General features: G+C 50.4%; 19 protein-coding genes and 1 riboswitch. Of the genes, 7 read left to right on the plus strand and 12 right to left on the minus strand.

All coding sequences use genetic code 11. From position 1 onward, the window contains the following. Positions 1 to 228 precede the first annotated feature (228 nt). From ygiF to hldE, 3 genes are read left to right on the plus strand one after another with little or no spacing between them, the layout of a single operon-like run. Entirely contained in the window at positions 229 to 1,530 is a 1,302-nt protein-coding gene (ygiF, locus tag ACJHWK_RS04715; RefSeq protein WP_001521353.1) for an inorganic triphosphatase, read from the plus strand. A gap of 22 nt (positions 1,531 to 1,552) precedes the next feature. Next, positions 1,553 to 4,393 carry a bifunctional [glutamate--ammonia ligase]-adenylyl-L-tyrosine phosphorylase/[glutamate--ammonia-ligase] adenylyltransferase gene (gene glnE, locus ACJHWK_RS04720; RefSeq protein WP_097500495.1) on the plus strand — a complete coding sequence of 947 codons (2,841 nt, stop codon included), beginning with the start codon at positions 1,553 to 1,555 and terminating at the stop codon, positions 4,391 to 4,393. Positions 4,394 to 4,440: 47 nt separating this feature from the next. Continuing rightward, complete coding sequence (gene hldE, locus ACJHWK_RS04725) at positions 4,441 to 5,874, plus strand: bifunctional D-glycero-beta-D-manno-heptose-7-phosphate kinase/D-glycero-beta-D-manno-heptose 1-phosphate adenylyltransferase HldE (RefSeq protein ID WP_000869178.1); 1,434 nt, start codon at positions 4,441 to 4,443, stop codon at positions 5,872 to 5,874. 119 nt (positions 5,875 to 5,993) lie between these two features. On the opposite strand, the gene ibsE is transcribed toward hldE, so the two are convergent. The 4 genes from ibsE to ACJHWK_RS04745 all read right to left on the minus strand — a co-directional run bounded on the left by ibsE (position 5,994) and on the right by ACJHWK_RS04745 (position 8,986). Beyond that, positions 5,994 to 6,053, minus strand: a complete 60-nt coding sequence (ibsE, locus tag ACJHWK_RS04730) for a type I toxin-antitoxin system Ibs family toxin (RefSeq protein ID WP_001387082.1) — start codon at positions 6,051 to 6,053, stop codon at positions 5,994 to 5,996. A gap of 316 nt (positions 6,054 to 6,369) precedes the next feature. Beyond that, entirely contained in the window at positions 6,370 to 6,429 is a 60-nt protein-coding gene (locus ACJHWK_RS04735) for a type I toxin-antitoxin system Ibs family toxin (protein ID WP_100249717.1), read from the minus strand. Positions 6,430 to 6,668: 239 nt separating this feature from the next. Then, entirely contained in the window at positions 6,669 to 8,330 is a 1,662-nt protein-coding gene (locus ACJHWK_RS04740; protein ID WP_001521351.1) for a flotillin family protein, read from the minus strand. Positions 8,331 to 8,356: 26 nt separating this feature from the next. Then, positions 8,357 to 8,986, minus strand: coding sequence for an OB-fold-containig protein (locus tag ACJHWK_RS04745; RefSeq protein WP_000599923.1), 630 nt, complete (start codon positions 8,984 to 8,986; stop codon positions 8,357 to 8,359). A gap of 269 nt (positions 8,987 to 9,255) precedes the next feature. Here ACJHWK_RS04745 and glgS point away from each other — a divergent pair, with 269 nt between their 5' ends. Beyond that, positions 9,256 to 9,456 carry a cell surface composition regulator GlgS gene (gene glgS / locus ACJHWK_RS04750; protein ID WP_001296424.1) on the plus strand — a complete coding sequence of 67 codons (201 nt, stop codon included), beginning with the start codon at positions 9,256 to 9,258 and terminating at the stop codon, positions 9,454 to 9,456. Between the two features lie 34 nt (positions 9,457 to 9,490). On the opposite strand, the gene ubiK is transcribed toward glgS, so the two are convergent. Beyond that, entirely contained in the window at positions 9,491 to 9,790 is a 300-nt protein-coding gene (gene ubiK, locus ACJHWK_RS04755) for a ubiquinone biosynthesis accessory factor UbiK (protein ID WP_170886159.1), read from the minus strand. 121 nt (positions 9,791 to 9,911) lie between these two features. After that, a riboswitch (FMN riboswitch) is annotated at positions 9,912 to 10,060 on the plus strand. Positions 10,061 to 10,163: 103 nt separating this feature from the next. Here ubiK and ribB point away from each other — a divergent pair. Beyond that, entirely contained in the window at positions 10,164 to 10,817 is a 654-nt protein-coding gene (gene ribB / locus ACJHWK_RS04760) for a 3,4-dihydroxy-2-butanone-4-phosphate synthase (RefSeq protein WP_001076997.1), read from the plus strand. 261 nt (positions 10,818 to 11,078) lie between these two features. Then, positions 11,079 to 11,249 carry a protein YqiD gene (gene yqiD / locus ACJHWK_RS04765; protein ID WP_000469266.1) on the plus strand — a complete coding sequence of 57 codons (171 nt, stop codon included), beginning with the start codon at positions 11,079 to 11,081 and terminating at the stop codon, positions 11,247 to 11,249. Between the two features lie 57 nt (positions 11,250 to 11,306). Here the strand turns inward: yqiD and zupT are convergent, their stop codons facing one another. Continuing rightward, positions 11,307 to 12,080: a zinc transporter ZupT gene (zupT, locus tag ACJHWK_RS04770; protein WP_001295627.1), complete on the minus strand. Its 774-nt coding sequence runs from the start codon at positions 12,078 to 12,080 to the stop codon at positions 11,307 to 11,309. A gap of 142 nt (positions 12,081 to 12,222) precedes the next feature. Between zupT and ygiD the strand changes: the two genes are divergently transcribed. After that, positions 12,223 to 13,011 carry a 4,5-DOPA dioxygenase extradiol gene (ygiD, locus tag ACJHWK_RS04775; protein WP_001374603.1) on the plus strand — a complete coding sequence of 263 codons (789 nt, stop codon included), beginning with the start codon at positions 12,223 to 12,225 and terminating at the stop codon, positions 13,009 to 13,011. Between the two features lie 45 nt (positions 13,012 to 13,056). Here ygiD and dsbI read toward each other — a convergent pair whose 3' ends face one another. From dsbI to tolC, 6 genes are all read right to left on the minus strand, one after another. Next, a complete protein-coding gene (dsbI, locus tag ACJHWK_RS04780) occupies positions 13,057 to 13,728 on the minus strand; it encodes a protein-disulfide oxidoreductase DsbI (protein ID WP_000511506.1) in 672 nt (223 codons plus the stop codon). Between the two features lie 14 nt (positions 13,729 to 13,742). Next, positions 13,743 to 14,411, minus strand: coding sequence for a thiol:disulfide interchange protein DsbA/DsbL (locus tag ACJHWK_RS04785; RefSeq protein WP_000040016.1), 669 nt, complete (start codon positions 14,409 to 14,411; stop codon positions 13,743 to 13,745). A gap of 17 nt (positions 14,412 to 14,428) precedes the next feature. Further along, a complete protein-coding gene (locus tag ACJHWK_RS04790; protein WP_021517307.1) occupies positions 14,429 to 16,225 on the minus strand; it encodes an aryl-sulfate sulfotransferase in 1,797 nt (598 codons plus the stop codon). Between the two features lie 484 nt (positions 16,226 to 16,709). Next, positions 16,710 to 17,870, minus strand: coding sequence for a glutathionylspermidine synthase family protein (locus ACJHWK_RS04795; RefSeq protein ID WP_000442856.1), 1,161 nt, complete (start codon positions 17,868 to 17,870; stop codon positions 16,710 to 16,712). 5 nt (positions 17,871 to 17,875) lie between these two features. Next, positions 17,876 to 18,547 carry a DUF1190 family protein gene (locus ACJHWK_RS04800; RefSeq protein WP_000831543.1) on the minus strand — a complete coding sequence of 224 codons (672 nt, stop codon included), beginning with the start codon at positions 18,545 to 18,547 and terminating at the stop codon, positions 17,876 to 17,878. Positions 18,548 to 18,694: 147 nt separating this feature from the next. Further along, entirely contained in the window at positions 18,695 to 20,176 is a 1,482-nt protein-coding gene (gene tolC, locus ACJHWK_RS04805; protein WP_000735289.1) for an outer membrane channel protein TolC, read from the minus strand. Positions 20,177 to 20,327 lie beyond the last annotated feature (151 nt).

Consider the following 20,327-nt stretch of genomic DNA (forward strand, 5'->3'; position numbering starts at 1 on the left):
TTGTCATGGAAAGTGGAACGATAGTAGTGGCATCAGTGTCGCTACGCAAAGCATTCGACATCAATCGGAATCCTCTGTGTCAGGTCTTGCCACTGCTTCAAACTTTTACGCCCGTCAAATTGCCCGTTGCATGGCAATTTGGCGCAAAATACTATCTACTGACAAAAAAGATCGCATTAAGTTCGCCGTTCATCGTCACTTATGTGACATAACCGATAAGTAAAGGCCATGGCTCAGGAAATCGAATTAAAGTTTATTGTTAATCACAGTGCCGTTGAGGCGTTGCGTGACCATCTCAATACGCTGGGCGGCGAGCACCATGACCCCGTGCAGTTGTTGAATATTTACTACGAAACGCCGGATAACTGGCTGCGTGGGCACGACATGGGCTTGCGTATTCGTGGCGAAAACGGTCGCTATGAGATGACCATGAAAGTTGCAGGAAGAGTGACAGGCGGCTTACACCAGCGCCCGGAATATAACGTGGCGTTGAGCGAACCGACGCTCGACCTGGCGCAGTTACCGACGGAAGTCTGGCCGAACGGCGAATTGCCTACCGATCTCGCTTCCCGCGTGCAGCCGCTGTTTAGCACCGATTTTTATCGCGAAAAGTGGCTGGTAGAGGTCGATGGTAGCCAAATTGAAATCGCTCTCGACCAGGGGGAAGTGAAAGCGGGGGAATTTGCTGAGCCTATCTGCGAGCTGGAACTGGAACTGCTTAGCGGCGACACGCGCGCGGTGCTGAAACTGGCGAACCAACTGGTATCGCAAACCGGATTACGCCAGGGCAGCCTGAGCAAAGCGGCGCGTGGCTATCATCTGGCGCAGGGCAATCCGGCGCGTGAAATCAAACCGACCACCATTTTGCATGTTGCGGCAAAAGCTGATGTGGAACAGGGGCTGGAAGCGGCGCTCGAGCTGGCGTTAGCGCAATGGCAGTATCATGAAGAACTATGGGTACGCGGCAATGATGCGGCGAAAGAGCAGGTGCTGGCAGCCATTGGCCTGGTCCGTCATACGCTGATGTTGTTCGGTGGCATTGTGCCGCGTAAAGCGAGCACTCACTTACGTGATCTGCTGACTCAATGCGAGGCGACCATTGCTTCTGCGGTGTCTGCCGTGACGGCGGTCTACTCTACCGAAACGGCAATGGCGAAGCTGGCGTTGACCGAATGGCTGGTAAGCAAAGCCTGGCAGCCGTTTTTAGATGCCAAAGCGCAGAGCAAAATCAGCGATTCCTTCAAACGCTTTGCCGATATCCATCTTTCCCGCCATGCCGCTGAACTGAAGAGCGTTTTCTGCCAGCCGTTGGGCGATCGCTACCGTGACCAGTTGCCACGCCTGACGCGTGATATTGACTCAATCCTGTTGCTGGCGGGTTACTACGATCCTGTCGTCGCGCAAGCCTGGCTGGAGAACTGGCAGGGGCTGCGTCACGCTATTGCTACCGGGCAACGCATCGAAATTGAACATTTCCGTAATGAGGCAAACAATCAGGAACCGTTCTGGTTGCACAGCGGAAAACGTTAATCAGGCAAGGATAAAATCGCTTATGAAGCCGCTCTCTTCACCGTTACAGCAGTACTGGCAGACCGTTGTTGAGCGGCTGCCAGAGCCTTTAGCCGAGGAATCACTTAGCGCACAGGCGAAGTCAGTACTTACTTTCAGTGATTTTGTGCAGGACAGCGTGATTGCGCATCCAGAGTGGCTGACGGAACTGGAAAGCCAACCGCCGCAGGCCGACGAATGGCAGCATTACTCTGCATGGTGGCAGGAGGCGCTCAGTAATGTGAGTGACGAAGCCGGGTTAATGCGCGAGCTGCGGCTATTCCGGCGGCGCATTATGGTGCGCATCGCCTGGGCGCAAACGCTGGCATTGGTTACTGAAGAGAGCATTTTGCAGCAGCTCAGCCATCTGGCGGAGACGCTGATTGTTGCGGCGCGTGACTGGCTGTATGACGCCTGCTGCCGCGAATGGGGAACGCCGTGCAATGCGCAGGGCGAAGCGCAACCGCTGCTGATTTTAGGCATGGGTAAGCTGGGCGGTGGGGAGCTGAATTTCTCATCAGATATTGATCTGATTTTTGCCTGGCCGGAACATGGTTGTACGCAGGGCGGACGCCGGGAACTGGATAACGCCCAGTTTTTTACCCGCATGGGGCAGCGGCTGATTAAAGTGCTGGATCAACCAACGCAGGATGGCTTCGTCTATCGCGTGGATATGCGACTGCGTCCGTTTGGCGAAAGTGGCCCGCTGGTGCTGAGCTTTGCGGCACTGGAAGATTATTACCAGGAGCAGGGGCGCGACTGGGAGCGTTACGCGATGGTCAAGGCGCGGATTATGGGCGATAGCGAAGGCGTCTATGCTAACGAGTTGCGTGCGATGCTGCGCCCGTTTGTTTTCCGTCGTTACATCGATTTCAGCGTGATTCAGTCGCTGCGCAACATGAAAGGGATGATTGCCCGTGAAGTGCGTCGGCGCGGTTTGACCGACAACATCAAACTTGGCGCGGGTGGCATTCGTGAAATTGAATTTATCGTCCAGGTATTCCAGCTTATTCGCGGCGGGCGCGAGCCGTCGCTGCAATCGCGCTCTTTACTACCAACGCTCAGCGCTATTGCCGAGCTGCATCTGCTTTCTGAAAACGATGCTGAACAATTGCGAGTGGCGTATCTGTTCCTGCGGCGTCTGGAAAACCTGCTGCAAAGCATTAACGACGAACAAACCCAGACGCTTCCTTCTGATGAGCTTAACCGTGCGCGGCTGGCGTGGGCGATGGACTTTGCTGACTGGCAGCAACTGACTGGGGCGCTGACCGCACATATGACCAATGTGCGCCGGGTGTTTAATGAATTGATTGGCGACGACGAAAGCGAAACTCAGGAAGAGTCGCTGTCGGAACAGTGGCGTGAGCTGTGGCAGGATGCGTTGCAGGAAGATGACACTACGCCAGTGCTGGCGCATCTTAGCGAAGATGATTGCAAACAGGTGCTGACGCTGATTGCCGATTTTCGCAAAGAGCTGGATAAGCGTACCATCGGGCCGCGCGGGCGTCAGGTGCTCGACCATCTGATGCCGCATCTGCTAAGTGATGTCTGTGCGCGTGAAGACGCTGTTGTCACGCTGTCGCGCATTACCGCCTTGCTGGTGGGGATTGTTACCCGCACCACCTATTTAGAATTGCTCAGTGAATTCCCCGCGGCGCTTAAGCATTTGATTTCTCTGTGTGCCGCATCGCCGATGATTGCCAGCCAACTGGCGCGTTATCCATTATTGCTGGACGAACTGCTCGATCCAAACACTCTCTACCAACCGACGGCGACGGATGCCTACCGTGATGAACTGCGCCAGTATTTGCTGCGTGTGCCGGAAGATGACGAAGAACAACAGCTTGAGGCGCTGCGTCAGTTCAAACAGGCGCAACTGTTACGTATTGCGGCAGCGGATATCGCCGGTACGCTACCGGTAATGAAAGTGAGCGATCACTTAACCTGGCTGGCGGAGGCTATGATAGATGCCGTCGTTCAGCAGGCGTGGGTTCAAATGGTTGCCCGCTACGGTAAGCCAAATCACCTGAACGAACGCGAAGGCCGTGGTTTTGCGGTAGTCGGCTACGGCAAGCTGGGCGGCTGGGAGTTAGGCTACAGTTCCGATCTTGACCTGATCTTCCTCCATGATTGCCCAATGGATGCGATGACTGACGGCGAGCGGGAAATCGACGGGCGACAGTTTTATCTGCGTCTGGCGCAACGCATTATGCATCTGTTCAGTACGCGAACCTCTTCCGGCATTTTGTATGAAGTGGATGCTCGACTGCGTCCGTCCGGGGCGGCGGGAATGCTGGTGACATCCGCAGAAGCATTTGCCGATTATCAGAAAAACGAGGCCTGGACGTGGGAACATCAGGCGCTGGTGCGTGCGCGTGTAGTGTACGGCGATCCGCAGCTCACCGCGCACTTTGACGCGGTGCGTCGCGAGATTATGACGCTGCCGCGTGAAGGTAAAACTCTGCAAACGGAAGTGCGGGAAATGCGCGAGAAAATGCGCGCTCATCTCGGCAATAAACATCGCGATCGCTTTGATATCAAAGCCGATGAAGGCGGAATTACCGATATCGAATTTATTACTCAATATCTGGTGTTGCGCTACGCTCATGAAAAACCGAAGTTAACGCGCTGGTCAGACAACGTGCGTATTCTGGAGCTGCTGGCGCAAAACGACATTATGGAAGAGCAGGAAGCGATGGCGCTGACCCGTGCTTACACTACGCTGCGCGATGAACTTCATCATCTGGCATTACAGGAATTGCCGGGCCATGTGCCGGAGGATTGCTTCACCGCAGAGCGTGAACTGGTGCGGGCAAGCTGGCAGAAGTGGCTGGTGGAAGAATGAAGTATGGTATTATCGCGCGCAAATTTTGAATCTCTCAGGAGACAGGAATGAAAGTAACGCTGCCAGAGTTTGAACGTGCAGGAGTGATGGTGGTTGGTGATGTGATGCTGGATCGTTACTGGTACGGTCCCACCAGCCGTATCTCGCCGGAAGCGCCGGTGCCCGTGGTTAAAGTAAATACCATCGAAGAACGTCCGGGCGGCGCGGCTAACGTGGCGATGAATATCGCTTCTCTCGGTGCTAATGCACGCCTGGTCGGGTTGACGGGCATTGACGATGCGGCGCGCGCGCTGAGTAAATCTCTGGCCGACGTCAACGTCAAATGCGACTTCGTTTCTGTACCGACGCATCCGACCATCACCAAATTACGGGTACTTTCCCGCAACCAACAGCTGATCCGTCTGGATTTTGAAGAAGGTTTCGAAGGGGTTGATCCGCAGCCGCTGCACGAGCGGATTAATCAGGCGCTGAGTTCGATTGGCGCGCTGGTGCTCTCTGACTACGCGAAAGGTGCGCTGGCAAGCGTGCAGCAGATGATCCAACTGGCGCGTAAAGCGGGCGTTCCGGTGCTGATTGATCCAAAAGGTACCGATTTTGAGCGCTACCGCGGCGCTACGCTGCTGACGCCGAATCTCTCGGAATTTGAAGCTGTTGTCGGTAAATGTAAGACCGAAGAAGAGATTGTTGAGCGCGGCATGAAACTGATTGCCGATTACGAACTCTCGGCTCTGTTGGTGACCCGTTCCGAACAGGGTATGTCGCTGCTGCAACCGGGTAAAGCACCGCTGCATATGCCAACTCAGGCGCAGGAAGTATATGACGTTACCGGTGCGGGCGACACGGTGATTGGCGTCCTGGCGGCAACGCTGGCTGCGGGTAATTCGCTGGAAGAAGCCTGCTTCTTTGCCAATGCGGCGGCAGGCGTGGTGGTCGGCAAACTGGGGACATCCACGGTTTCGCCGATCGAGCTGGAAAATGCAGTACGTGGACGTGCAGATACCGGCTTTGGTGTGATGACCGAAGAGGAACTTAAGCTTGCTGTAGCGGCGGCGCGTAAACGCGGTGAAAAAGTGGTGATGACCAACGGCGTCTTCGACATCCTGCACGCCGGGCACGTCTCCTATCTGGCAAATGCCCGCAAACTGGGTGACCGCCTGATTGTCGCTGTGAACAGCGATGCCTCCACCAAACGGCTGAAAGGGGATTCCCGCCCCGTTAACCCGCTCGAACAGCGTATGATTGTGCTGGGCGCACTGGAAGCGGTCGACTGGGTGGTGTCGTTTGAAGAAGACACGCCGCAGCGCTTAATTGCCGGGATCCTGCCAGACCTGCTGGTGAAAGGTGGCGACTATAAACCAGAAGAGATTGCCGGGAGTAAAGAAGTCTGGGCCAACGGCGGCGAAGTGCTGGTGCTCAACTTTGAAGACGGTTGCTCGACGACCAACATCATCAAGAAGATCCAACAGGATAAAAAAGGCTAACCGGAAAGCGTTTCACAGATCTCGCTTCGTACCTGGCAGGCCTATTGACGCTGTTGTTTTTTCAACCTAGAGTAAAGGAACAAGGGTAAGGGAGGATTTCTCCCCCCTCTGATCAGTTGTTAGTAAGTCGGGAAACTTAACAGTAACAACACAACCAGTATGATGACGAACTTCATCATAACCCTTTCCTTCTGTAAGGCCCCTTCTTCGGGAGGGGCTTTCCCGTTTCAGCCCCTTGCTGACTCCCCGATTGTTGATGAGCGCCGGACCCCGCGCAACGCTTTCCCTGAGGCAGTTTTGCCTTCCCCGAGTGGTCACGCAAAACGCTGCAACAGCCTGATCATTTGCACCTTTTAGCGGAACGCAGATATAAAAAATCCCCGGCTTTTTGGGCCAGGGATATGTGTTAATGAAACCTTCTTGACGCTGATTTTTTTTCAACCTAAAGTAAAGGAACAAGGGTGAGGGAGGATTTCTCCCCCCTCTGATTGGCTGTTAATAAGTGGCGAAACTTACAAGTAACAACACAATCAGTATGATGACGAGCTTCATCATAACCCTTTCCTTCTGTAAGGCCCCTTCCTCGGGAGGGGCTTTCCCGTTTCAGCCCTTTGCTGACTTCCCGATTGTTGATGAGCGTCAGACCCCGCGCAATGCTTTCCCAGAGGCAGTTTTGCCTTCCCCGAGCGGTCACGCAAAAGGCTGCAACGACCTGAGCATTTGCAGTTTTTTTGCGGAATGCAGATATAAAAAATCCCCGGCTTTTTGGGCCAGGGATGTTCATAGTTGAAAATTTATTCTACGTTTTCGGCGACGGGAGTTGTTGAGGTTAAGGGTGAAGTCAATGCCGCCAGCGAGCCGCCAGAAACACCGATTTCATTGAGCAAGGAGTCAATCAGTGGTGCCTGTGTGCGGTAAGAGAGTGCGGCAGACAATGCCTGTTCTGCCAGGTTTCCGCCACTAACGCTGCCTGATGCTGCATCCCCCGCAGCACCACCTCGGTTTAATCCATCGACCTGAATAATCTTGATGCCGTCGATAGACTTCATCGGCTCAACGGATTTCTCTATTACTGCAGGTAACGACTGTAATAGCGCCAGTTTGAATTTAAGGCTAGTTTGCTCGTCAGAAAGTACGTTGATAGCGTCGTTCAGCGCACGTTGTGCTTCTGCTTCCGCCAGACCCTTTTTACGTGTAGCTTCGGCTAACTCAACGATCGCCGCCGCCTGCATCTCTGCGGCTTCTTTTTCTGCTTTCGCCCGCACGGTCAGTTCAACCGCTTTGGTTTCTGCATCCTGCGCGGCAGCGATTAGGGCAACTTGTTTAGCACGATCGGCTTCTGCGGTCTGGCGAGTTGTTTCTACGTTTTGCTGGGCGCTTACCGCTTCTGCAAGTGCAAGGTTGGCACGCGCTTCCGCTTGTGACTGCTGTTCCGATTTGGCGGCAATCGCGATCGATTTCGTCTGGTTAGCGATTTCGGTGACCTGCTGCTGTTCGATCTCTTTAATGCGAACTTCACGTTCAGCTTCAACTTTTCTTGAGCGGACGGCCTGTTCGCGGTCGATTTCTGTTTCCTGAATCTGTCGTTCAGCCAGAATTCGCGTCTGCTCTGCTTCCCGACGACGCTCGGCCTCAAAAGCCGCAATTTTCGCATTCTGCTCAGCGGTACGGGTTTTAACCTGCTGCTCCTGCTCAAGCGTCATAAACGCTTCTTGTTGTTCAATCTCCAGCTTCCGCGAAAGCGCATCACGGTTTTTCTCACGCACCGCAACTTCTACATCCTGTTCAACTTCGTTACGTTCGCGACGACGGCGCTCCGTCTCCTGCGTCAGCTTGGTTAAACCTTCGGCGTCAAAGGCGTTGTTAGGATTGAAATGTTCTTTCGACGTCTGGTTAAAGTTGGTAAGTGAAACGCTTTCCAGTTCCAGACCGTTTTTCGACAGATCTTCAGCTACGGTATTTTGTACTCCCTGCACGAAGTTCTCGCGGGTATCCTGTAACTCATGCATGGTCATTTGTGCAGCTGTTGCACGGAGGGCATCGACGAATTTATCTTCAACCAACATACGTAAATCTTCTGGTGATAGCGTGCGTTGCCCCAACGTTTGGGCAGCGGTGGCAATCCCTTCTACTGAAGGTTTTACCCGCACAAAGAAAGCGACTACTACATCGACGCGCATACGATCTTTCGTAATCAGGCTATCAATGGTTGAGCGGCTGACTTCCAGCTTCAGAGTATTCATATTGATGGGGATTATTTCATGAAAGATCGGCATCACGATTGCGCCACCGCTCATTACCACTTTTTGCCCACCTAAACCAGTACGAACAAAAGCTTGCTCTGCCGAAGCGCGACGATAGAGCCTGGCGAAAATAATTCCAATAATAAACAGAATGCATACGGAAATAATCGCGGTAAACATCCAGGAGGGCACAGAATTAACAATATCATCCATTATTAAATTTCCTTTTGATTAATAAATTACAATATTTGGGGCCAGGGATTGTTTTCCGCCAAATATCGCGTTGCAGAAAGTCGGCAAATAATTAACACTTTGTCTCCTTTAGTGAAAATTTTTCCTTCTTCAGGCTCTAGTAGTAAATAATGTATTTGGCCAAATTGATCGGTGAGTTTTCCTTCGCAGGGATTACCTGAAGTGGCCTGATGACCGGTAATTAACGCCATGCTACCAATATATTCTTCTTCTGTAATAGCTGAACTATGGTCGCGTGGAATCCAGGGCGCAACTATTTTACCGGTATAATGCACCGCAATAATCGTAAACAGTAAACTGACAGGAACCACGAACAGGTTCGAAAGTGGTGATTGCCAGACCATGAGGCAGGCATGCTGCAACAGGATGCCAATAAGACCAAAAAAACCAGCCAGTAAGCAAAGAACGACGAGAGCTGGCAATCTTCCGATATTGAGATAATGAAGTGCCTGGCTAATATGACCTGTGGTTATGGAATCATAATGGTCAAGATGTGCATCAAGTGCACCGGAGATCATGTGACCGCAGATAAGCGCAAAAATTTCTAAAAGGCCGATCAACAGTACAAAGGAAATAGCGAAAAGATAAGGGGTGTTATAGTCGGCGAATAAAATCATATGTCACTCCAATGTCCATTTAGTGACGCAATATTTACTTTGGGATAGTTTCCTTGCTTACATTTATCTTTGTTAATAATAACACATGTTAGATAAGTTCTGGAAGAGAAAGTCTTTTAATATGGTTTTTTATTTTTTCACTAAAAAGTGTGATCGGGGACAATATATTTACGCACGTTATGTTTAAAGGCACTACACTGATTGGGGAATACTGAAATCAGAAAAAGCATATGGCCTTAAAAGGTATGCGATAACCGGAGGATGTGCTTATGGATCATAGTCTTAATTCTTTAAATAATTTCGATTTCCTGGCGCGTAGTTTTGCCAGAATGCACGCAGAAGGTCGCCCGGTCGATATTCTGGCCGTTACTGGTAACATGGATGAAGAACATAGAACCTGGTTTTGCGCACGTTATGCCTGGTATTGCCAACAGATGATGCAAACCAGAGAACTTGAATTAGAACACTGATATTACGGGCCGTCTGGCCCGTTTTTGTGTTGCTTTATTCTGCTTTATCAATAGGCAGGATAGCCGGAGGAGATTGAAGATCTGCTACCGAATTATTGCGCGCTTCCAGTTCACTGATGCGCTGCTCCAGTAACGCCAGTTTTTCACGAGTCCGTAACAGGACTTGCGTCTGAACGTCGAATTCTTCGCGGCTTACCAGATCGAGACGCGTCAGCTGCGCTTGTAGGGTTTGGCGGATTTTTTTCTCCACATCTTCCCCGAACTCCCTGATTCCTTTAGGCATTGATTCGTGAACCTGGCGAGCGATTTGCTCAATTTTTTTCGGGTCAATCATTGTAGTTTCCCTGTACTGATAGGTGTTGAGTGCCATTGTAGTGCGATAAGGGTAAGTCATAAACCAGAATTATGTGAAGCTATGCGTTGCTGCCGCTAATCATTAGCGTTATAGTGAATCCGCTTATTCTCAGGGCGGGGCGAAATTCCCCACCGGCGGTAAATCAACTCAGTTGAAAGCCCGCGAGCGCTTTGGGTGCGAACTCAAAGGACAGCAGATCCGGTGTAATTCCGGGGCCGACGGTTAGAGTCCGGATGGGAGAGAGTAACGATTCTGTCGGGCATGGACCCGCTCACGTTATTTTGGCTATATGCCGCCACTCCTAAGACTGCCCTGATTCTGGTAACCATAATTTTAGTGAGGTTTTTTTACCATGAATCAGACGCTACTTTCCTCTTTTGGTACGCCTTTCGAACGTGTTGAAAATGCACTGGCTGCGCTGCGTGAAGGACGCGGTGTAATGGTGCTTGATGATGAAGACCGTGAAAACGAAGGCGATATGATCTTCCCGGCAGAAACCATGACCGTTGAGCAGATGGCGCTAACCATTCGCCACGGTAGCGGTATTGTTTGCCTGTGCATTACTGAAGATCGCCGTAAACAACTCGATCTGCCAATGATGGTAGAAAATAACACCAGCGCCTATGGCACCGGTTTTACCGTGACCATTGAAGCAGCTGAAGGTGTGACTACCGGTGTTTCTGCCGCTGACCGTATTACGACCGTTCGCGCAGCGATTGCCGATGGCGCAAAACCTTCTGATCTGAATCGCCCGGGCCACGTTTTCCCACTTCGTGCTCAGGCTGGTGGTGTACTGACGCGTGGCGGCCATACTGAAGCGACTATTGATCTGATGACGCTGGCAGGCTTTAAACCGGCTGGTGTGCTGTGTGAGCTGACTAATGACGATGGCACGATGGCGCGTGCACCAGAGTGCATTGAGTTTGCCAATAAACACAATATGGCGCTCGTGACTATTGAAGACCTGGTGGCATACCGTCAGGCACATGAGCGTAAAGCCAGCTGAAAATCGCTGCTTAATTTACTGTCTTAATCAAGAAACCGAAGTTGTAGCTGGCTTCGGTTTTTATTTTGCCCTGCTATGCAAGATGTTAATTCCGCTTCTCTTTCTATGAGAAAATTTCATTAATATCAGGCATTCTTTTTCATTATGATCAAAATCATATAATTGTTCCGTTATTATGCGACCATATGAATATATCCGAAAAAGGATATGTGAAATTTATGCGCTAAATGTTTAGTATTGTTAAATATTAAGGGTAAAAGGATGTTTATCGCCTGGTACTGGATTGTATTGATTGCTCTGGTTGTGGTGGGTTATTTCCTGCATTTGAAACGTTATTGTCGGGCGTTTCGCCAGGACAGAGACGCACTGCTTGAAGCACGGAACAAATACTTAAACAGTACGAGAGAAGAGACAGCCGAAAAGGTAGAATAAGGCGTTAGTGAAGCTGGCAGAAGTTGTCCATGCGCTGGACAACTTCTGATGTTGCTTTTAACCAATTCCCGCCGTTTGTAGCAGCACTAAACTGAATCCCATCACTGACATTCCACATAGTACGCCATAGCTGGGGTTATTATTAGGGTCAATCTCTTTGGCGAGCGGCATTAATTCATCAACCGAGAGCGCCACCATAATTCCTGCAACCGCCGCCATGATTGCCGCCATGACCACCGGGGAAATCATGCTACCGAGGATTAACCACGCCAGCACACCACCAAGAATTTCTGCCAGTCCAGAAATCCCCGCCCAAAGAATCGCGGTGCGTTTAGAACCCGTTGCTGCATAAACCGGGCCTGCAACCGCCAGACCTTCAGGGATATTGTGCAACGCGACGGCCAGGGCGATACCAAATCCCAGCTCCAGGTTGCTGCTCGCCGTGACAAAGGTGGCAATCCCTTCCGGGAAGTTATGCAGACTGATACCGAGAGTGAGCAGAATGGCTGTGCGCTTGATCGATTTTGGCAACGGCTGCACCGATTTTTGCATTAAATCCTGCGGATGCGCATGTGGCAACATGCGGTCCAGGCCAAAATAGCCAAGCAGACCGAAGATAAACATTCCATAACCCAACACAGGCGACATTCCTTCAGCTGCTAGTGCGGCAGGAAGCATTTCCATTAATGAGATGAGCAACATGATCCCCGCCGCAAATCCTAGCGAAAACGCCAGTAAGCGGTTCGAGGGTTTTTGCCCGAGAACGCCGAGAAACGCGCCAATAAACGTGGCTGCCCCCGCCAGTATGGTCAGAATGAGAGGTACTGACATCGACAACTCCTTATAAATCTTCACTTTCAGGCAGATCGTCAAAATAACTGATGATCATCATCATTGTTATCCGGGTTCTTACTCCGCCGAACAAGCGTATTGTGAGGATATCAAAATGACACCTTTAGTTAAGGATATCATCATGTCTTCAACACGTATGCCAGCATTGTTTTTAGGTCACGGTAGTCCGATGAACGTGCTGGAAGATAATTTGTATACCCGCAGCTGGCAGACGTTGGGGATGACATTGCCACGCCCGCAAGCAATAGTGGTGGTTTCGGCTCACTGGTTTACCCGTGGAACAGGAGTGACCGCGATGGAGACGCCGCCCACGATTCATGACTTTGGTGGCTTCCCGCAGGCGCTGTACGATACGCATTATCCTGCTCCGGGTTCACCTGCGCTGGCACAGCATCTGGTTGAGCTGTTAGCGCCGGTCCCTGTGACGCTGGATAAAGAAGCCTGGGGCTTCGACCACGGCTCGTGGGGCGTACTGATTAAGATGTATCCTGACGCCGATATCCCGATGGTGCAGTTGAGTATCGACAGTAGCAAACCTGCCGCCTGGCATTTCGAAATGGGGCGCAAACTCGCGGCGCTGCGTGATGAAGGGATAATGTTGGTCGCCAGTGGCAACGTGGTGCATAACCTGCGCACAGTGAAGTGGCACGGTGATAGTTCACCGTATCCGTGGGCGACGTCGTTTAATGAGTATGTGAAAGCGAATCTGACGTGGCAAGGGCCGGTAGAGCAGCATCCTCTGGTGAATTATCTCGACCATGAAGGTGGCGCGTTATCGAACCCAACGCCAGAGCACTATCTGCCGTTGTTGTATGTGTTAGGTGCGTGGGATGGGCAGGAGCCAATTACCATTCCGGTCGATGGTATAGAAATGGGCAGTTTAAGTATGCTGTCGGTGCAGATAGGTTAATAAAAGAACCCGAAGCCAGAATGACTGGCTTCGGGTGTTGCTGAGTTAGCCTCTGATGATTTTAAGCGCCCATGCGCCACTCATAATGACCAGCAGCACCAGACACATACCAAAAGCCAGCATACAAGCCTGAGCCATATTCATAAAATGCCATGGTGGTAGCAGATACCAGCCTTCAGATTGCTGATACATTTCCACAAACCACTGTTGCGTGCTGCTCAGTGTGACGCCATCAGGAACGATTGGTGCGTCATAGCCACAATCCCCGGTAGGCTTGAACCAATTTGGTGCCCACTGTGCCAGCGGCAGGTTAAAGGGAAAAGTTGGATCGGTAGAGCAACCCTGTACGCCAAACAGTGAATCGGGATCCGGATTATGTACTGCATGGTGGATATCGTTCAGTTTGAGCGAAAACTTCAGTCCCAAAATGCTGCCGTAAAATGCCATCACGCAGCCAATTAGCTTTAGGATGATGTTCTTTGGATTGATCGCTGCAACCAATCCTCCAATAACCATCACAAACATGGCGTAGCGAATGTATACACATTGCTCACAGGGTGCCATGTAGAGATAGATCTGGAAGAAAGAGTGCGCCAGGATAATTAACGCGCCCATCGCAACGGCCATTAACAACCACAACAAGCGTTGCTCCTGCCATCTGACCAGTGTGTCAACTGGTGATGTGCGAAGATCTTTCCACATTCCCTTAATACCCATAGCCTGTTTCCCTGTTATTTGCTTGCTAACTCGCGGATAAGGTCTGCCATTGAGTCAATAGATTTAATACTCTTGGTGTAGATCAGGTATTTACCATTGACGACATACGCCGGAACGCCCTGGATTTTTGCAACTTCATAAGAGGCTTTCCATTTTTCCAGCGTTTCTTGAACTGCAGGCTCTTTCAGCGCGGCTTCAAAATCGGCCTGACTCATACCTGCGGCGTCCAGTCCGGTTTTGATAAAGGCAGCCGGATCTTTACCATCAGACCAGCGTTCTTTTTTGTCATGATAAGCCGCGTAATAAGCAAACTTGGCTTTCTTAAACTGAGAGTTAGCATCAAATAATGAAATACCTGCTGCTTTATCTTTATTGATCAAGACCGCAAAGACTTCGCTTGCTTGTTTGCCGTATTCACCTTTTGTTTCCAGATGGAATGGAGTAAAAGCAACGATATCTTTCACTTTTTCCGATACCGGACCGGTAACCGCTTTGTCGTACTTGTAACAGAACGGGCAGGCGTAGCTGAATACCTTAATCAGCGTTTTGTCTGCATTCGGAATAGGTTTTTCCAGAACCATGTAATCCGTGCCTTCGGTAAATGCAGAAGCGGTAAATGAAACAGCCAAAGCTGCGGTAAGCAGTATGCTTTTAAATAGTGATGAGATCCCTAATTTCGACATTTTTATTCCCTTCTTAATTATTTGAACATCTGTTGTGGACGGACTAACAATGCACGATAGTGAGTCTGATTGGGTTTATCTGACAGCACGTCGATTTCCACTTTCACTTCTTTGGTTTTGTAATCGATTTCGTTCAACTTACCGACGGTTGGCTGCCCGACATCGAACAAATGAATAGAACCACCGAAGCCAAACATGGTGTTACGGTCGGCTTGATATTCAATGATGGAGGTGATTGGGCTATAGAAATCGTAGCCACGTTCTTTACCGTATTCCCACACTTGCTGAACGGTGCCTTTCTTCTCATCAATCTTATATTCCACAAAGCGGGAATATTTCATGGTTGGTAAGGCAGGTTGTTCCAGATGACGACCATCGCCATTATCAAAAATGGTGAGCGTTCCTTTGCTGGAAATCCAGGCGGTATGCTGGGTGTAGGTAAAGTCGAAGTCTGAGTTTTCGCACAGGCCATTTTCGTTACAGGTAATTGGCTTACCGTTAGCATCAACCGGTTTCAGCAGCTTGCTGGCCAGCGGTTTTTCCCAACCTTTAGAGGGTGCAAGGATCCATTTCACTTGCTTATCACGACCAATCTTCACAACACCCTGGTGACGAGAAGAGAGAATAATTGAGTCATCTTTTGCGTCATAAGCGATGGAATTAACGTGCGCCCAGTTACGGCCTGGCCCTACACCCAGAGCGTCGCCGAACGGTGTATCTGGTTCCAGTTTTGCCTGTTGTCCTGCATGGGCAAGGTCAACGTTAACGCAAACTGCACCTGCATCCAGCGCGCCGAGCAGTGCATCGCGTTTCGGATCGAGGATCTTCGTCAGATCCCATACATCTACAACGCGACCAGATTTATCGACTTCGAGGATATGGTCACGAATGGTGGTGACGTGTACGCCGTCATCGCGACGATAGTTACTCTTACCTACGCGCAACAGTACCGTGCCATTTGGCGTCTCAATGGACTCATGAGTGGCGTCAGCAAATCCGCGCGGTAGTTTGTGATCTTCGAGCACCTGCCCCATCATGTCGAACTCGTACCAGTGCTGACCTTGTACAGCGGTAAAGGTGCCGCGTGGCGTTTCGCGGATACCCATCAGATAACCACGCTTGTTGATATCGCGGTCACGACCATCGTAGAAAGTGTCTTGATCCAGCCACCAGCGGTATTCACCTTCGGTATCGACGATGAAAGTAAAGGGCGCGATATCAAAAGGGAGTGCGCCAGTTGCCGGACCCGCATCAAGGATACCGGCATTTTTATCTTTCTCACCATGCCAGTGGAGATCGGAACCTTGGGCGGTAAAGGTGTGGGTATTAACCAGATAGAGGCGATCTTCAAAACCCGGTGCGACTTTAACGACTTTGGTTTGCTGTAGGTCGGAGATGGAGCGGTTATCCATGTAATTGTTGACGATGGCGGAAGTCTGCACCACGTAATCATCTTTCATGGCCTTGCCGTTTTCTTTCCACTCAACGGTCACTTTGTTAGCAAATTTCTGGTAAAGACCAAAAATCGGTACACCATCGTAAGTTTTCAGTGATTCCTGACCCACGGGATAGCTGATTTCTACGCCTTTTTCGCCCTTCCCGTGGACGGTAACTTTGACGTCAGAAATAACATGGCTGTCTAAATCAACCAGCGCGGTTAAGGGCGCATTACCGTAGGGATCGACGATAATCGCCCCAAGCTGCCCGGCAGGCGGCGCTGGTTTAAAACCCGCAGCCATCACCCCCGATGCTGACAAACCCAGGGTTATCGCCACAGTTCCGGCTACGAGTGTTTTTCTATATTTATCAAACATGGATATATCTCCTTATATAACGCAAATATATAATAATGATGAATATCGACTGTTGAGAGGGTGCTAATAAATTCGTTGCGTGAATATAAATATTAATTCAATAAAGAGTGAGAATGCTTTTGTGTTTCTTTTAAATATGTTGTTATTCGGTGAAACAAATATTTATGTTTAATGGATAGTAGGGGGGCAATATATCAATCACAATGTTCAATACTGTGTAGTGTGATCCCTGCAACATTGTTTTTTAATTATTAAATTTAAATCTGGTGAGATAAAAGTAAAGTATTTAAATAATATCAAATAGTTATGTTGTGATGTATTCACTTACTTTAATTACAATATCGCTTGCATATGACGATTTAACATTAAATTGAGTATTAATGTTAAATAAAGGTTGGATATGTATGTGTTTATATATTGATGGGAATTATGAATGGTGGATTATAAGAGATTGCCCCGCTTATCGGGGCAATATTAAGCTGCATTATTCAACAAAAATATGCGGATAAAACCGAGACATATCCTGGGTGATCAACGCACGGTCTTCACGAATGCCAATTCCGGCAGGTTGATCGTTCACCAGCCAGCTACCAATCAGCATATAGCTGTCGCCAAATTTCGGTAACGGGTGGAATTGCTGAATAATCATCCCTTCTTCGCCATACGGACCTTCCGCTGCTTCAATGGTTTTGCCGTTCTCAATGATCGACACGTTTGCGCCTTCACGGGAGAAGATCGGTTTAACCACATATTTTTCCATTTGCGGATGATCATCTTCCGCAAAATAAGCGGGCAGCAGGTTCGGGTGATTCGGGAACATCTCCCACAGTAGCGGCAGAAGCGCTTTGTTGGAGATAATGCTCTTCCACGCCGGTTCCAGCCAGCGTACGCCTGCGTCCTCCAGCTTGGTGGAGAACATCTCACGCAACATAAATTCCCACGGATACAGCTTGAACAGGTTGGAAATCACCTGATCCTGTAAATCCGTGAACTGACCTTTTTCACCTAAACCGATATCGTCGATGTAGAGGAATTCAGTAGCGATTTCAGCTTCTGTCGCGCAGTCCTGCAAATACTGAATGGTCCCGCGATCTTCCACCGTGTCGCGACAGCAGGTGAGATGCAGCAACTGGAAGCCATACTGTTCACGCAGCTCGACAAAGCGATCGATCAGCTTCTCTTGCAGACTGTTAAACTGGTCGCTGCCTTCCGGCAGGTTACCGGCGTTAAGCTGATCTTCCAGCCAGATCCACTGAAAGAATGCGGCTTCATACAGTGACGTTGGCGTATCGGCGTTATTTTCCAGAAGTTTAGGCTCGCCAGTACCATCCCACGCCAGATCAAGACGCGAATAAAGCGATGGCTGGTGAGTCAGCCATGACTGGCGCACAAAACTCCAGGTGTGTTTTGGAATGCGGAATTTGGTCATCAGCTCATCGCTGGCGATCACTTTTTCCACCACTTTCAGGCACATCTGGTGCAGTTCGGCGGTGACTTCTTCCAGCTTTTCAACCTGGGCGAGGGTCAACTTGTAGTAAGCATCTTCACACCAGTACGGCTCGCCGTACATGGTGTGAAAATTGAAACCGTATTCGTGGGCTTTTTCGCGCCAGTCCGGGCGCTCGGTAATACTGACTCTTTCCATCGGTATCAGCCACCCATTGAACGAGAAGAGGTGCCGGTTGCGCTACGCTGCATAGTGCTTTGTTTGGCAACAGATTCACCAAAACCGCCACGAGTAACGGTGGTGGTGGTTGCCGGTTTTGGCGCCATTGCCGTCTTAGGTACGGTCATGGTGCGGCCTGGCTGGGCTGCGCCATAGTTTTTACCCGTCGCGTCGGTATATTTACCGTAAGCCGGGCTGGCCGGGTTTTTCGAGGAGAACAGCGGCTGCTGTGCAAATCCCGCGCCGCCGCCCATCAGACGACCCATCATGTAACCGGCCATCAGCGGCATCCAGAAACTCCCGCTGGATTGCTGGGCCTGCGCCTGGTTTTCTGGTGCCATGCCAGCCTGGGCTGGTGCCTGCTGGCACTGACCTTCACCAAATTCAGCAACACAGTCTTCACGGGTGGCGTATTTCGGCGCAGTACGTTCGGCTTCTTTCAGCGCATTGTTGTACGCGGTGGTACATTCGGCGCTTTTGCCTGGGTTTGCAGCTGAACAGTCGTCAGCATTTTGATAGAGAGACACTGTTTCATCACTCTTTTCACAGCCAGCCAGCATAAAAACAGTGGCAACCGCGAGAGCGACTGGTGTCAGATGGCGTGCGCTCCAGTTTTTGCGGAACGATGCGTGGCGTATGGATTTTGTCCGTTTCATTTTTGTCTTCCGGGACCAGTGGTAAATACCCATCAGAATAGAGGATGGCTGGTCGAAATTGAAGCGAGAAGGGGGAAGAATGCGGCAGATAACCCGTATCTTTACGTTGCCTTACGTTTAGACGGGGCCGAAGCCCCGTCGTCGTCATCAGTTACGGAAAGGGTTATGACCGTTACTGGTGGTAGTGCGTGCGGATGTTTGCTGAACGACGGGGGCCGGGCTATCAGGCGCATAACCATCAGCAATAGCATTCTGTTCCGGCGTTTGCGGGGCAACGTTTTCCGGATTAGTGGAAACCGGTTTGCTCAGCGCATTGTTCAGTGCCAGCAGATCCTGCTCGTTCAACGTACCCAAGGCTGACTTAATATTCAGCTGATTAATCAGGTAGTTATAACGCGCATTCGCCAGCTCTTGCTTGGCGTTGTACAGCGTGGTGGTCGCATCCAACACATCAACAATGGTACGCGTACCGACCGAGTAACCCGCCTCCATCGCGTCTAATGAGCTTTGAGCGGAAACTACGGCTTGTTTGTAGGCGTTAATGCTACTGATAGAAGCATTAATGTTGTTGAAGGAGGAACGTACGGTTTGCACGACGCTACGATGCGCGCTTTCCAGTTGCTCACTGGCACCAACAAAGTTGTACTGGGCCTGTTTCACCTGCGAGTTAACCATTCCGCCCTGATAAATCGGCAGCGAGAAGCTCAGACCAACTTTGTTCTGGCCCATATTGCTATCGTCATACTGGGTACCAGCGGCACCACGGGTTTTCGAACCGCTATAAGAGGTGTCAGAAATCCCGGTAGAAGCCGTTAAATCCAGAGTCGGTAAGTGACCATCCTGCGCCTGGCGAATTTGCTCGCGTGCCAGGTCCTGGCTCAAGCGCGCCTGTAACAACGACAGGTTGCGTTTTTCGGCTTCTTTCAGCAGCGTGTTAACCGGCTGTGGTTTGTCGGTTTTAAAGTTTTCGACATTCAGCGCCGCCAGTTCCGGATAGTAGTTACCGGTGATCTGGCGCAGCTGCTCTACCGCGTTATCAAGGTTATTACGTGCGGTCACTTCGTTCGCCAGCACGGTATCGTACTGTGCGCGGGCGTTCTGCACGTCAGTGATCGCTACCAGGCCCACGTTAAAACGTTGGGTGGTTTGATCTAATTGACGGTAGATCGCTTCTTTTTGCGCCTGTGTATAGGAAAGAACGTCAATAGCATTCAACACGTTGAAATAAGCGGTCGCGGTGTTGAGGATCAAGGTTTGTTGATCGGTCTGATACGTGACGTCCTGAATCCCAGCTGCTTTTTCCTGCAGCGTTAACGCACGCCATTTCGACATATCAAAAATGGATTGAGTTAACTGCAGGGACGCACTGGTCGCGTTAGAGTTGATGCCGTTCGCGTCGCGGTAGCCGTTGCTATAGGTGTAATCTGCACCTAAACCTAGCTGTGGCAGTAATGGACTGCGCGCTTCATTAATTTTTTCAAAGGCAGCATCACGATCGGCGGCAGACTTACGCAATTCCGGGTTACTAAGGCGTGCTTGCTGATAAACTTGCATCAGGTTCTCGGCCTGGCTCAACGAACTGAACCCAGAGAGGCTCAGGCCGATAAGAATGGGGAGCAATTTCTTCATTTGCATTCCTTGTGGTGAAGCAGTATTTAGCGCGATCAAACTGTAAAATTATTGCGGATTCTAGCAGAAGCCGCTACCGCAAAAGGTTGGCGTTACGTGCCATAGGGCGTTAATGTGCCTCAATTTAACACATGACTGCTCAAACGGCAGT

The organism is Escherichia sp. WS547, assembly GCF_046486065.1.
Lineage (GTDB): Bacteria > Pseudomonadota > Gammaproteobacteria > Enterobacterales > Enterobacteriaceae > Escherichia > Escherichia coli.

Bases quoted from the DNA above. Each gene is read 5' to 3' on its own strand.
- ygiF (WP_001521353.1), top strand. From the start codon at position 229: ATGGCTCAGGAAATCGAATTAAAGTTTATTGTTAATCACAGTGCCGTT.
- glnE (WP_097500495.1), top strand. From the start codon at position 1,553: ATGAAGCCGCTCTCTTCACCGTTACAGCAGTACTGGCAGACCGTTGTT.
- hldE (WP_000869178.1), top strand. From the start codon at position 4,441: ATGAAAGTAACGCTGCCAGAGTTTGAACGTGCAGGAGTGATGGTGGTT.
- ACJHWK_RS04740 (WP_001521351.1), bottom strand. From the start codon at position 8,330: ATGGATGATATTGTTAATTCTGTGCCCTCCTGGATGTTTACCGCGATT.
- ACJHWK_RS04745 (WP_000599923.1), bottom strand. From the start codon at position 8,986: ATGATTTTATTCGCCGACTATAACACCCCTTATCTTTTCGCTATTTCC.
- glgS (WP_001296424.1), top strand. From the start codon at position 9,256: ATGGATCATAGTCTTAATTCTTTAAATAATTTCGATTTCCTGGCGCGT.
- ubiK (WP_170886159.1), bottom strand. From the start codon at position 9,790: ATGATTGACCCGAAAAAAATTGAGCAAATCGCTCGCCAGGTTCACGAA.
- ribB (WP_001076997.1), top strand. From the start codon at position 10,164: ATGAATCAGACGCTACTTTCCTCTTTTGGTACGCCTTTCGAACGTGTT.
- yqiD (WP_000469266.1), top strand. From the start codon at position 11,079: ATGTTTATCGCCTGGTACTGGATTGTATTGATTGCTCTGGTTGTGGTG.
- zupT (WP_001295627.1), bottom strand. From the start codon at position 12,080: ATGTCAGTACCTCTCATTCTGACCATACTGGCGGGGGCAGCCACGTTT.
- ygiD (WP_001374603.1), top strand. From the start codon at position 12,223: ATGTCTTCAACACGTATGCCAGCATTGTTTTTAGGTCACGGTAGTCCG.
- dsbI (WP_000511506.1), bottom strand. From the start codon at position 13,728: ATGGGTATTAAGGGAATGTGGAAAGATCTTCGCACATCACCAGTTGAC.
- ACJHWK_RS04785 (WP_000040016.1), bottom strand. From the start codon at position 14,411: ATGTCGAAATTAGGGATCTCATCACTATTTAAAAGCATACTGCTTACC.
- ACJHWK_RS04790 (WP_021517307.1), bottom strand. From the start codon at position 16,225: ATGTTTGATAAATATAGAAAAACACTCGTAGCCGGAACTGTGGCGATA.
- ACJHWK_RS04795 (WP_000442856.1), bottom strand. From the start codon at position 17,870: ATGGAAAGAGTCAGTATTACCGAGCGCCCGGACTGGCGCGAAAAAGCC.
- ACJHWK_RS04800 (WP_000831543.1), bottom strand. From the start codon at position 18,547: ATGAAACGGACAAAATCCATACGCCACGCATCGTTCCGCAAAAACTGG.
- tolC (WP_000735289.1), bottom strand. From the start codon at position 20,176: ATGAAGAAATTGCTCCCCATTCTTATCGGCCTGAGCCTCTCTGGGTTC.